Raw genomic sequence first — 12,512 nt, forward strand, 5'->3', positions numbered from 1 at the left:
TTAGGTTTGAAGACACGCTCTAAATCATAAAATTCTTCAATAGTTGTCTCTTCAAAGTCTTCAGTATGTGGAAGACTAATATTTATCTCAAAATCATTTCCTACAATATTTTCTTCATCTTTGCAACAATCATCATCGTCAATTTCATAGAAGTCGGTCTCGATGTCGTGCTCTTGACAAAATGTAAGTAGAGTTCTTACTTTGTCTTCTACATCATTTGAGACATATTTGATCCCCATAAGTATCCTCTTCTCTTTTAGGGGTAGCGCCACATGCCCATCAAGCTAAGTTTGGGTTTTTAATGAAATTCCGTTCTTGTTGCCTACATGCTTGATACTTACTCGTCCGCTGTACAAACCCAACATCTCTAGCAATATTCTGTAAAATATTTGGGGATAAAAGACTTTGAATTTTCTATGCAAATAGTTGTAACTCGTCAGATATAAAAACAGACATACAAGAAACGCCATCCTTTCCTATGATTCTACAGAAAGAATAGCGTTTTTTTCGTTATATGGGTACAAATTTATCTTATCAAATCCATTCGACAATAGTATCCATAGTTTGTCTTGTTTTTTTAAATTGTGGTTCTCCTTTACGGTATCCAAATGCAGCCATAACTGATACTTCAAGATTATCACCTTTTAGAATACCTTCTTGACGAAGTAAAGATTCTACTTTTTCTTTATCGAATCCTTCCATTGGACAAGAATCAATACCAATTTGAGCTGCACTAGTCATCATATTAGCTAAAGCAATATAAGATTGCTTTGATGACCAATCAAATACAGCCCGTTCGGAGTCTAGTAATTTAAAATCCGATTCTTGAAATTTTTTGAAGAATTCATATCTGATCTGTTGAGCTTCTTCAGGTAATCCAATAATATCTTTCATCATGTGTTGAATATACACTGCATCATAGTGCATATCTTTGATGTTTCTTGAAAGAACAATGACAAAATGACTTGCTGTTGAAAGCTGCCCACCTGCTCCCCATGAATATGGTAATAGTTTTTCTCTTAATTCTTTATTTTGTACCACAATAAATTTCCAAGGCTCATATCCAAAAGAAGAAGGAGATAATCTTCCTGTTTCTAAAATAAACTTAAAATCATCTTCTGAAATTTTCTTCATAGGATCGAACTCTTTACATGCATGCCTAAAATTAAAAGCCTCCATAATTTTTTGTTTTGTACTTTGTTTTGTGTTAGTCATAAAAGGTCCTCTTTTCATTAAATTATTATTTAACTATAGTATATTTTTTAAGAAACGATGATACAAGTACGCACATTTTTGTGTTATAGTATCAAAAAATATACTATTGCTAAAGAGGAGCTTTTTTATGATAAGTTCAAATGAAGATAATATAAATTTTTCATTTTTAAATAAATATTCTTGTCAAGTAGAAGCTACCGTCGATGTGATTGCTGGAAAATGGAAAGGGGTTATTCTTTATCATTTATTAGATGGTAAGAAGCGATTTAATGAATTAAAAAGATTAAAACCTAATATCACCCAAAGAATGTTAACACTTCAACTTAGAGAACTCGAAGCTGATGGCATCATACATCGGGAGGTATATCGTGAGGTACCTCCTAAAGTAGAATATTCATTAACAGAACTTGGAGAGTCACTACGACCAATTATCCTATTAATGAAGGAATGGGCGACTAATAATATGGAGAAGGTTTTGGAAAACAGAAATAACACTGAATAATATTTTAAACCTGTAATTGGTCATTATAAACAGCTTAAAAAGAAAAAACGATTGCCTCTTAGGATCCAAGCAATCGTTTTTTTTATTTTTTTCAGAGATGAAATTTGTGTTTTTGTACCCTATCTCCATCACGTTAAAAATGTTTGTTCCCCAGTAATGAAAAAAATGAATTTAATTCTCATAAATAACTGTAGCGTGGTAAAAATTTCGTTTTGGGGGTAATTCAAAACCTTAAGTTGATGGGCATGGGGTCCCGCCAACATTTTAACGAAAATATACGCTAAGCCTTCGATTACACCTGGCTTAGCGTTTTTTCTTACTCTAAACTGAAACGGTACCATCACTCGACAAGCCGAGTATCAATTTCTATTTATTAGACTGACTCGGTAAATAAAAGCAGCGACGGAGCTACAATGTCCTTCGGGAATTGTTTTGCAAGGTTTTCTTTTACATTTCCATACTGCTTTGCTTCCTCGGAATGTGTTCGGAGGTAGTCTCTTACAGCCAAATGGCGATTAATATCTTCCTTTCATGTCGAGCTCACCCATACATTCGTAACCAAGACCTGTCATTTGTTCATTAAACGAATCAATTTTTTCAATATCTTTTACATTTATCGTTAAATTCCGTAACCACAACATTCATTCGACTAACCTCCATAAGTTTAATTTTGAATTTGAAGAAGAAAAAACCTTGTTACTACAGCAATCTGCCCTTTAGTTGAGAAAAGACAGCCACCCCATTTAAGGATGGCTGCCCGTTAGCGTAATACCCTCGGCCTTTAAAACCCGATTCTTCAAGCTGAATCGGGTTCTCTTCTCAATTACTATTTGTAGATCCCGTCGCGATAATCGATTGCGCGTATGTAAACAACTTTCTCGTCGTGATTGACCTCAAAGAGAACCCGAAAAGTGCCGATCCTCAGCCGGTATAAGCCAATATAGGCTTTCATCAATTTGATGTCACCATCTGGAGGAATGGCAAGGCTTCCAAATCAGCTAATGACCGCTAATCTTAATTAGCGGTCATTTGAAAAAGAGGTCATTCCGTCATGGTAGTTCGTAAAGATACCAACGATAAAGCCAAGCAAAGATAATTGTTCTGGTTTAAAACCGGTTCCGCCAACTCCACATGCACTTAGCCTTTTACAACTAATTTCGATAATGTCCTTATCTTCTTGTCAAAATTGGAAATATCCCCAAGTTCTTGTCAACCGACATCATATGAATTCCTCCACCATTACGCGCTCGGTCTTCGTTTCGACACCCGTTTCGTTCCTGGCTTCCCCTCCTCTTGGGGCAGCTGCCCATTTTATAGGGTCAAGTGCCCTTTTCCCAATCTCAGCATATTGTGAATTATGCCAAGCGAAGGCTTCCAAAGCGAGTTCTGCCAAAAGAGGATTCACGATGGAATGCCCCTCAAAAGATTAGGAGGAAAACCATGATACACCATCAACCTTCCGTTCAGAACCCGGCCGGATTGCAGGGTTCCGCTCCGTCCGAGCAAGCATTCGAGCAGCAATCGAATAATCAAATAAGACCTCGCGATGACGTGTTTCACGAGTCCCATTATACCTGGTACCATATTCCTCATCATCACGGACACCATCCCGGGATGTGTCATCCTTGGGAGGACGAACAGCAAGCCGTAATGGCTCATCCCTGGGAGCATGATCACTATCCCTCCATGATCCATCCCTTCATGCATCATCCATGGGATCCGCATATGGATGACCACCTTCATCCTTATCCGTCTTCAGGGTGGGATCACTACTCGGTCGATCACCATCATGATTGGTTCCATCCATGGGACCATCCCCACGCGCATGGCCATCATCCGTGGGATAACCATCATTGGTAAGAGAAGTCCGGTCTCCCTTTCTTGGTTTCATCGCTGACGACATGACCGTTCGCGGCAATGTCGTTAGCGATGATTTTTTTATTTTAACGGCTCAAACTGCCCGCCAACCGCAATCGTTGACGATAGGGACCGACCGGTATAAAAATCAGCCCCGTTTCATCCCGGGAAGCCGTCCGATAAAGCGCATCGCTGGAATTGGCGTCAAACCCGAGAAGCGGACGCCCTCCCATCCCGAGGGCGGATGCTGCCAGCAATAATCGGTGCACGAGCATCCCGGCCTCCATTTGCTGTATGCGGTATCCCCGCTTGCCGAGCTGCGATTGAAAGAAACTCCTCTTCCCTGCCACATGAAAGCCGAGCGGCACTTGAAACAAATTGATATTGGAAAGCGACATTCCCTCCTGCATCCGTTGCCGGTGATCTCCAAGACAAACCGGCTGCAGCGCATGCGCGGCGCCATCGTACCGATAAGCGCCATCCGGAACGTCTTCGACCCCGTAGAAGCAGCCATACAGGCATACACGGGGTTCCGGCCGCTCCTGCGGGCCATCCAGGTCGTTGCGATACGAGAAGGAAGCCGTCGCTTCCCGAAGCAGAGCTGCAAGCCGGGAGAGACCGATCGGCTTCCAGACAAATTCCGCCTCGGGCGAGAACCGGTTGCGGCAAACCGTCGCCAAATCATACGACAAGCGGTCTACAGGCGGCAGAGGCAGTGCGAGCGCTTGTTCCGGAATTGCTTGCTCATCCTTCCGGATCTGTCGAAACAATCGCGCCGAATCCAGTCGGGACGCATCGCTCATCCGAAGCAGCATCGGATAATCTGCGATCCTCCGCGACCTGACATAGTGATCATGACTGACTGGCGACAACTCCCGGCACAGCTCGGAGGCGGAAACCGTGTCCTCATCCTCGTTCCCGCTTGCCATCCACCGGATCGCCGGCTCCGTCGATAACGGGATAACCGCATACACGCTCTCCTCTTGTTCCGATAGTCCGAGCAGATGATTGATGGCTTGATCGAGAAATTGAAAATGTACGCCAGACGAAAATCCGAATCGTTTTGCGACTTCGAGCAGCTGTCCGATCAACACGCCGGCGTCCAGTCCCTGCAGCCGGTAGGCAAAATTATTATATTTGTAAAAATTTTTCCAGTAAACCGTAGATACGAACGCGGCACCGAAGCAGCCGTTCGCATCGCAGCGATTACCGAGCGACCTCTCCAAATAATCGTCGAAATTCCCTTCACGCAGCAACGCCAACCGATGATGCGCCGCATCGTAATGGTATACACCGGCAGGCAATTCGCCAAGCTTCAGATAGAGATACAGTTCGCTCGGATATAGCCCGCCTCCGGAAGGAACGAAGCGCCGGCACATCTGCAAGACGCCTCCCGATTCTTCCGATGTATCCCGCTCCATGACGGATTGGGTCAATTGCGCAAGCCCGAATACATAGTAGAGGAAATGTCCGATATCGCGAAGGCTAGGCACACCGGTCGTATCCCTGCCTTCGAGCGTTGCCGGCACTTCCCTGGATAGCGGAAATATCGGCAAGCCGCGATAAAGCTTGTAAGGAAGCGGCGCGTCATCCCAATCCGTCTCCCAATCCAAGGGCTTGACCTTATCCGGATCATATTGCAAACGGTGAAGAAAAACATCCAGATTCATCAGACTCATCGCTTTCCTCCTTAGCTTCAACCGCGCCGCCCCATAGCCGTATTTATGGGAACGGGTGCGGATATGGATTAAGCTGTTCGGGCGACAAGGGCTCCAGCGAATAAGACAGCTCCGCAGGGACCCTCAGCACTCTATCCAGTCCCGTCAAACGGATGAGATGCTGCCCGAACGTCATCGGCAGCATGCCGGGAATGAGCACTTTCACGCAATGCAGTCCGTTGCGACGCGTCTCCGGAGTCGTCTGGTCGACCACGATCACTTCAAGATTCAATTGGCGAAAAACATGCAGCATGGCCTTCAGATCATCGGTCAGATCGGCGTTCCAGCCCCTCGGTTCAAACGCTTCGGCGAACGTTTGCATCGGACGATCGTCATTCAGCAGAAAATCGAGCCGTTCCTCCGCCTGTTTCAACCCGTACAGCATGGAGTGGTCCTCCATCTGAACGACCTGGTACGGATCGAGAAGCATCCGTTCATACTGCTGACGGTTTTCCTCGAATTTCTCGCTGACCGTGAGCAGCATGCCCGCCACCTCGTGGATCGCGCTCTTTGCCGCGCGGATCGGATCCGGATGGGCGCCCGCCGCGCAAATGAGGTTCACGCCCCGCTCTTTCTTGTTTTTCGCGAGCACCCACACGCTCGGTATGCCGTGCTCCATTGTCGATTTATACAAATGCACGTCATAGCCCGCCACGGCCTCCAAACGATCCGTCATCCATCTCAATTCCCGGTCCTGGACCGAACGGTGGTCCAGGCGCGGCAGGGGCAGTCGCGCATACCAGGTCATGAGGAAGGAGTCGCGCTCCACCACTTCCAGCATCCCGTAGAAGATCGCTTCCTCCAGACTGCCGCCCAGCGCGCAGCCATTGGACGTTTCGTAGACGAATCCGTGACCGCAGCCCGAACTGTAATAAGCCAGCAGCTCCGGTACGAGAATCGGACGCTGCTGCAGAAACGAATAGCCCCATACCCAATCGATCGGCCGCTCGGGATCGAATGGCTTGAACGGGAAGTCGGAGCGTTCATACTGTTCCTTCGCATGGACGCCTACGCGGAGAGGATCGAGCGCCTGGTCCTGCACATTGCGGAAACTGTCATGAACGACGGAGCGTTTGCCGCGGGGCGACAGACCGCAATAACGCTCCAGTCCCTCCAGGATGGCCGTCATTTCGCTATCCGCATAGGAGTGGGTCCGACCTGCGCAAGCCTCATCTCCGCCAAACAAGGGCAAATTGATGCTCGCATCGGCGAAAGGGGACACAAGGTCAACCATTTTCCCGTTCAGAAAACCGGTCCTGGCATCCAGGTATTCTTTGGCCAAAACATCCTTCAGCTCATCCATCGAACGGCTGCGATACGTTTCGGCGCTGATTTTCAGACTTGGCTGCAGCGCAACGCGGGCCGTCTCCGCATCGTCTTCCGGCAATCGGCCGCAGATCGGACATAGCGGATCGGGCAGGAAGAAGTGCGACGAGCTTTTCATCGTACGCAAATCGATCAAGTACAATCGGCTTTCCGTCTCTGGCTGCCCGCTCTCCAGCATCTTCACGGCTTCTGCCGCAACAAGGCGCGCCACCTGCAATAATCCCGTGCGAGACGCCCAAGCGTCCCGGGCGATTCCCCCATGCGACGCCAGCTTCTGCTGTAGGTCCCACGATTCCCTGCGGTCACTTCCCGCCAGCAGGAGCCGGGTATCCGCGCATTGCGAGCATCCTTGCCCCTCCGGGCGAACCAGCGGACCGACAATCCCCTCTCCGAATGCAACAAAGCCGCGGAGCCAGGGCGTTCCCGACTGTCGGAACCGATTCTCCGCCGCAGGATGAACGGAAGGATCCCAAGCATCGTTCAACACCAGCGCCAAGTCTCCCGTTGCCGCCTCTCCGGATTCCATGCTCTTCTGCCGGACCAGCCGATAGCGGTCATCGGCAGACAATTGCTTGATTACCAAATCCGCGAGCTGTCCTTCCCCGATGACCGTCACGATCGCGCTCAATGCGTCTCCTCCTCTCGCAGCGACACGCCAAACACGCCTGCCAGCTCTTCTTTCATAAACGGTTCTGTCGACAAATCAACGACCGCGATCCGCTTACGGTTCCATTGCAGGATCTGCCGGACGGACTGCAGCATCATGCCGTATTCCGACTCATCGAAGCCGGGGATCGTCAGACTCTGCGGCAAGGCATCTTCCACCTTGACCGAAGAGCGCTCCAGGATTTGGCCTTGGATGTCCGCCGCATCGTTTTGGGTTTTCATCAGCGCCTGTCGGAGCGCTTCTCGCAGCGCCATCGTGCGGTTGACTCCGACTCCACCGTACCAGTACCCGTTCGTACCGACCCAGACGACCGGGAAACCCGCCGCTTCTTGCCCCAGTCCGATTACCGGGGCGTCCCGCATCGTAGTCAATGCGCGCAAGCAATAGCGGCAAATATCGTCCTCAACCTTGCTTAGCTTGATTCGATAAACGGAGGGCAGGCTGGATTCGGAACGGCTTTTCAGCTCCTCGAACAGACATTTCCGCAGTCCGCGGAAGACCGCTTCCGCTACTGTCTCTCCCGCTCCGATCCCTACATATTCATGTGGCTGCGACTCGAGCGGGCTTGCGGAATCCGGCTGCGCAGGTCTGGCCGCCTTCAGAACCCCGGCCAGTCGCGACACGTACGACTCGATGCCGGCCAAGCCCGCTTCCTTCCTTGCTTCATGGTGCGTCATTCCCGAACAGACGATCTGCGACAACAGCTCGGCGGGGCCTTCCGACAGCGGGTCGACTGCCTGGACGCGACACTGCGAGAGCGGAAGCTGCTTCGTGTCCCCTTCCTCCCAACGGTGAAGAATGCCGGTCTTCGCCGAAGTCAAGCGATAGAAATAGGAAAGGAGGCGGTCTGCTTCCTGCCGCTCCGTACGCTGATCGACCGGAAGGTCGAACGGATCCGTAGGCTCGGCCGGACGAAGACCCCTGACCAGCGGATGGGGAAGTAACGAATGCCACTCTCCTTCTAATGTTTCCGGATCCAGCAGGAACAGCTGTCCGTTCAATTCCGAAGCCGTTGTCCCCGACACGGTCTTAAGCCATTCGAATACGACCACATTCGCGAGCATGGCTTCCGGCGTTGTAGAGACGGCGGTCGGCTGATCCGCATCGCCAAGGGCGGTTCGGTGAATCCTGCGCCATGCGGATTCGAAGCAGACGTCCGAATCCGGGTGCACCAACGGCCCTGCTATGCCCGCCTGCCGCAAGTAGATGGCAGGTACCAGCAGCTTCTTCGCGTCCCTACAGGCCGCGTGCAGCGCTCTAAGCTCTCTGGGATCGTCATCCTGAGCGACGTAGAGAACGGAATCCGCCAGCCGCACGACTTCCGGCCAATCGAGGAAGCCGTCATTCGACGGGAAGATCTCCTCGACCTCGATCTCGCTGTCCGATAGACGCGCGGTCGCCGTCAGCTCGGAGATCCGCTGGCGATCCGTGGTCGCCCGGTTCGTGATCAGCATACGAAACCGGGACAACCCGGATTCCAACAAGGCCGCAACGAGCGAGACAAATATCGGACCGGAACCGACCGCAATCGGATTAGCCTGGCGATAGGTTTGAAAGCGGTGAGCGCCCGAACCGCCCAAGCTGTCCAGAAATTCGATCTGTGCGGCATATTTCCGTTCTACCGCTTCCGGGAGGCCGTGCGGGCGGTCTTGGCTGGTATCCCGGACAAAGCCATTATTGAGCAGTACTTCCGCGATTTCATAAACCCGTACCCTGTACGGTTCCGGCAGCCCGTCCGTCAGATCCGCCATGGAATAATCCCCGCTAAACATGGGCATCAATTTTTCGATCCACCGATCGACCATGTCGCCTTCCATTCGGAACGAACCCGTATTGTTGCGAAAGTAGACGCCTCCATTCGAATCGGGGAGAAAGAACGTATCCCCTTTCACTTTCAGACGCATAGAAGGATTCAAGTTTTTATTCCTCCTTAAAGTTTTGCCGGAGGCAAAACCGCATTGTACGCAGGTCTTCGGTTTTCCCTCATTTTTAAGTTATGTAGAGCGTTTTGTCCGTCATGCCTGAAACTAAAAAAGGAACAGCCCCTGCAGGCATCTGCAGGGGCATACCGTTTTGCGGAGCGCCAAGCGAGCTTTTCGTTACTCAGCGGCAGCGAGCGCAGCTTCCGCAACGTGCGCAGTTACTGCAGTGGGCGCAGTTACTGCAGCGGGCGCAGCTGACGCAGTTACTGCAGCGGGCACAGCTGACGCAGTTACTGCAGCGGAAACAGTTGCTGCATGAACAAAACCCGACGCAAAAAAAGCAAATGCCAACACATAAGCGGGAATCCCCCGGACCGCTCTGATTTTGCCCCGACGTAGACGCCATCCCCGTCGAATTGAACTGGCCGACATTCAAGTTTTGCAGATCCTTCTGGAAATCGTTCATTTTATACCCTCCGTATCATTCATTTCATTGTACCTGCATGGGACAATCGTTATACGAGGATGTTTAGATCTGGGTCCGACCGGCATGCTGCCCATCCCCCGCTGCCCATCCCCCTTCTCGACTAGATATTTTATGAAATTGGATCCGCTAGTGTTCCTATGACATCCGCCTACCAAAAAACGGTTACGGTAGGGATCCCTAATAACCGAACTCCACCATGAGGTTTCGGGATTTCGATCCTTCGGACTGGGCTTGGTTCATAGGTTCCCTCTTCGATCTCTTACCGAATCCAGCGTCTGCTGACTTCTGTGCGTTCAGACTGTTCTTACAAACAGGGTTACAAAGTTCACTCGCCTACCGCACAGATCTCCCCAGGTAAGAACGCTATCTTCCTCTCCAACTATCTGCTCCATTTACTCTCGTACGTCTTTGGCAGTATGGGCTTTGGTTTGTTTGGCAACCTATTCCAACGTACGCTAGCCTTCTATGAAGTTCGTGTCCCTCAGACCGGAGATTTGCCGCTGGCTTCCTTCAGATTTCATCTCGTGATGAACCCCTTGCCTAAAGCTATGGCTACTACTGCCTTCACCACTCGGGACTTCAACCCTAGAGATAGCGCCCATGCTGGGCGCACTAAAAAGAACCAAGCAGATGGCTTCTGCATGGTTCGAAATTTTCTTATATGCGGCTGGGCTGGAGAACCCGATTGAGAAATTGATTCATCAACATGGGCAAAGAGATCAGGATGAGAGGATCGTCCAACATTTTCCCTAATTCCTGAATCCGACCTTATTATAAACATGCATAGCATCATCAGGCTCAGGATCTAGTGTCCATAGTCACCCATGATTTATATAGAGCTTGAGCTTATCTACATCCATTTTCTTCAACCGGTGCACTTGCCAGCGGTCGTCTGAAGGTACAGGATTATCAATACCGTTCCATTTAAAAGCCCTGCAAGCAAAATAAGTCCTTTTTTGTGAAAACGGTCTACGATAACACCTACGATCGTGTTGGCAATGACCCGGGCGAAGATGGGTTACCTTAGTAAAGGTTAACTTTAGTTCTTGGAATTTTTCGTATTAATCAGGGTGAAGACTCTCCTCTAAGCAAGATGGTAACTTTGTGTCACAGTTACTCTATTGAGGACAACTTTATCCAATTATGAGGGTTAGCTTTGTGTCAATAACATTGATATTATTTAATTCCATTTGTTGCATGTAATCAAAAATAACATATAATATATTTAATGGAAAGGAGATAAAACATGGACGTTGCTGTAGCCCTAGTGACAATCGGTATTATACTTTTCACTTCATTGTTTGTTTTTTTGATCATTCTTTTAAAAAGGCTGCTTACTAAAAATAAAAAAGTTGAATAAGTATAGATTAAAACAAGGCAAGATGTTTATCCTGCCTTGTTTATTTGTTTAGTTCCAGTACAATGTCATTTTTCCATTATTGTCAACTTGAGTATACATTATCCCATTACTTTCGAAGAAATTAATCCATTGATTATCAAATATCCTCATATGAACTGACACATTTACCTTAAAATTTTCACTTAATTACTCCTAATAGAGAAAATCATTGTTCGTGAGCTAGGGTCTGTCTTCAAACTATAACTCAAGCATAAATAGTGGTAGATCAGGATATGAGAAGACGATACGAAATACACGACGATCAATGGAATATGATTAAAGATTTGCTGCCTTCTGAGCAAAAAAAGCAAGGCGGACGACCAACAAAAGACAATCGAACGATGCTGAATGCGATGCTCTGGATCGCTAGAACCGGCGCGCCTTGGCGCGATTTACCGGAATATTATGGTTCGTGGAAAACCGTATACACCCGGTTTCGCCGATGGCAGATGTCGGGTGTGTGGGAGCAGATTCTTGACCATATTTCCATTGAACCCGATTTCGAAAATGTGATGATCGATGCAACGATTGTCCGCGTCCATCAGCATGGAGCCAGGGCAAAAGGGGGCAGCAATTCCAGGGCATCGGGCGCTCTAGAGGCGGACTAACGACTAAAATCCACGCCATTGTAGATGCGCTAGGCAATCCCTTGGATTTTGAACTCACCGGCGGCCAAAGCCATGATTGCGTGACAGGTTATGAAATGCTAAAGTCAATGGAACTTACCGGAACTAACGTCTTGGCTGATCGAGCATACGACACCAATGCCATTCTGGATCTTCTTCACGAGCAACACGCTCATCCGGTAATCCCCAGTAAAAAATCTCGCCAGATTCAGCGATATTGTGACTGGTGGCTCTATAAAGAACGCCATGGAGTGGAATGCTTTTTCAATAGAATTAAACATTATCGTCGAATCGCCAGGCATCACTGTATCTCAAATATAAACAAAACAGGCACACAGAAATAACAATTGGTACCAGCCAATACTTTCTAACCGAAGAAGGTTGATATTGCTCGTTCGAGTGATGACGCGCCCGCTCAATCTTTTCCATCTTCCGCAGCAGGAGCCAGCAAATATACAGCGCGAGGATTGACGCTGCTCCTAGTACACCTAGCGAAATATAGTCAGGAGGACCAGACGGCGAACCATTTCCCCTTTTGTTCGTATCCGGTCAACAGCACCCCTCTGAACAACAGCTCTTCACATATCGGCGGAATTACGCCAATCGCTACGATGAGCAAAGCTAGGGACATGATGTCGGTTGCGATCGGATAAATCGATACCTGATACGTTCTCCCAAGAGCTGCTGATACGATTTCGGTCGCTTGATGAATAAACAACATGAAAATCTGACTGAGCGCATATATCAGTATACTTAGCAGCATCGTTCGCCAAGTCACCTTACGGAACTTGAA

Annotated in this window: 10 protein-coding genes and 1 pseudogene; 4 read left to right on the forward strand and 7 right to left on the reverse strand. The window is 48.7% G+C overall.

Annotated elements, in window-relative coordinates:
* Nucleotides 1–239: hypothetical protein (locus tag A372_RS32845; RefSeq protein ID WP_036702888.1), on the reverse strand; the 239-nt coding region annotated here is incomplete at its 3' end.
* Nucleotides 240–534: 295 nt separating this feature from the next.
* Nucleotides 535–1,215: an NAD(P)H-dependent oxidoreductase gene (locus A372_RS0101100; RefSeq protein ID WP_019419006.1), complete on the reverse strand. Its 681-nt coding sequence runs from the start codon at nt 1,213–1,215 to the stop codon at nt 535–537.
* A 127-nt stretch (nt 1,216–1,342) separates the two neighbouring features.
* On the opposite strand from A372_RS0101100, the gene A372_RS0101105 reads away from it, so the two are divergent.
* The gene (locus A372_RS0101105) at nt 1,343–1,717 is read left to right on the forward strand and encodes a winged helix-turn-helix transcriptional regulator (protein WP_019419007.1); all 375 of its coding nucleotides are present in this window, start codon (nt 1,343–1,345) and stop codon (nt 1,715–1,717) included.
* A 373-nt stretch (nt 1,718–2,090) separates the two neighbouring features.
* On the opposite strand, the gene A372_RS39225 is transcribed toward A372_RS0101105, so the two are convergent.
* On the reverse strand, nt 2,091–2,225 hold the full coding sequence (locus A372_RS39225) for a GrpB family protein (RefSeq protein ID WP_337483166.1): 135 nt from the start codon (nt 2,223–2,225) through the stop codon (nt 2,091–2,093).
* Nucleotides 2,226–3,157: 932 nt separating this feature from the next.
* Here A372_RS39225 and A372_RS0101120 point away from each other — a divergent pair.
* Nucleotides 3,158–3,577 (forward strand): hypothetical protein, encoded by a 420-nt coding sequence (locus tag A372_RS0101120; protein WP_019419010.1) that lies wholly within the window; start codon nt 3,158–3,160, stop codon nt 3,575–3,577.
* 83 nt (nt 3,578–3,660) lie between these two features.
* Here A372_RS0101120 and A372_RS0101125 read toward each other — a convergent pair whose 3' ends face one another.
* The 3 genes from A372_RS0101125 to A372_RS0101135 are packed head-to-tail and all read right to left on the reverse strand — an operon-like array spanning nt 3,661 to nt 9,201.
* The gene (locus tag A372_RS0101125) at nt 3,661–5,253 is read right to left on the reverse strand and encodes a SagB family peptide dehydrogenase (RefSeq protein WP_019419011.1); all 1,593 of its coding nucleotides are present in this window, start codon (nt 5,251–5,253) and stop codon (nt 3,661–3,663) included.
* A 43-nt stretch (nt 5,254–5,296) separates the two neighbouring features.
* Entirely contained in the window at nt 5,297–7,246 is a 1,950-nt protein-coding gene (locus tag A372_RS0101130) for a TOMM precursor leader peptide-binding protein (RefSeq protein WP_019419012.1), read from the reverse strand.
* A complete protein-coding gene (locus A372_RS0101135; protein ID WP_019419013.1) occupies nt 7,243–9,201 on the reverse strand; it encodes a putative thiazole-containing bacteriocin maturation protein in 1,959 nt (652 codons plus the stop codon). Before A372_RS0101135 ends, A372_RS0101130 begins: the two co-directional genes overlap by 4 nt.
* 101 nt (nt 9,202–9,302) lie before the next feature.
* Between A372_RS0101135 and A372_RS0101140 the strand changes: the two genes are divergently transcribed.
* A complete protein-coding gene (locus A372_RS0101140; RefSeq protein ID WP_019419014.1) occupies nt 9,303–9,590 on the forward strand; it encodes a hypothetical protein in 288 nt (95 codons plus the stop codon).
* A gap of 1,768 nt (nt 9,591–11,358) precedes the next feature.
* Nucleotides 11,359–12,060 (forward strand): annotated as a pseudogene (locus tag A372_RS39395) (IS5 family transposase); the annotation flags it as partial.
* Nucleotides 12,061–12,221: 161 nt separating this feature from the next.
* Here the strand turns inward: A372_RS39395 and A372_RS32855 are convergent.
* The coding region (locus A372_RS32855; protein WP_237728459.1) for a CPBP family glutamic-type intramembrane protease at nt 12,222–12,512 on the reverse strand (291 nt) is incomplete at its 5' end.

Source organism: Paenibacillus sp. OSY-SE, assembly GCF_000283315.1.
In the GTDB taxonomy this organism is placed as follows: Bacteria; Bacillota; Bacilli; order Paenibacillales; family Paenibacillaceae; genus Paenibacillus_B; species Paenibacillus_B profundus.

Excerpts from the sequence above, each read along its gene's own strand:
- A372_RS0101100 (WP_019419006.1), bottom strand. The coding sequence starts at position 1,215 with ATGACTAACACAAAACAAAGTACAAAACAAAAAATTATGGAGGCTTTT.
- A372_RS0101105 (WP_019419007.1), top strand. The coding sequence starts at position 1,343 with ATGATAAGTTCAAATGAAGATAATATAAATTTTTCATTTTTAAATAAA.
- A372_RS0101120 (WP_019419010.1), top strand. The coding sequence starts at position 3,158 with ATGATACACCATCAACCTTCCGTTCAGAACCCGGCCGGATTGCAGGGT.
- A372_RS0101125 (WP_019419011.1), bottom strand. The coding sequence starts at position 5,253 with ATGAGTCTGATGAATCTGGATGTTTTTCTTCACCGTTTGCAATATGAT.
- A372_RS0101140 (WP_019419014.1), top strand. The coding sequence starts at position 9,303 with ATGCCTGAAACTAAAAAAGGAACAGCCCCTGCAGGCATCTGCAGGGGC.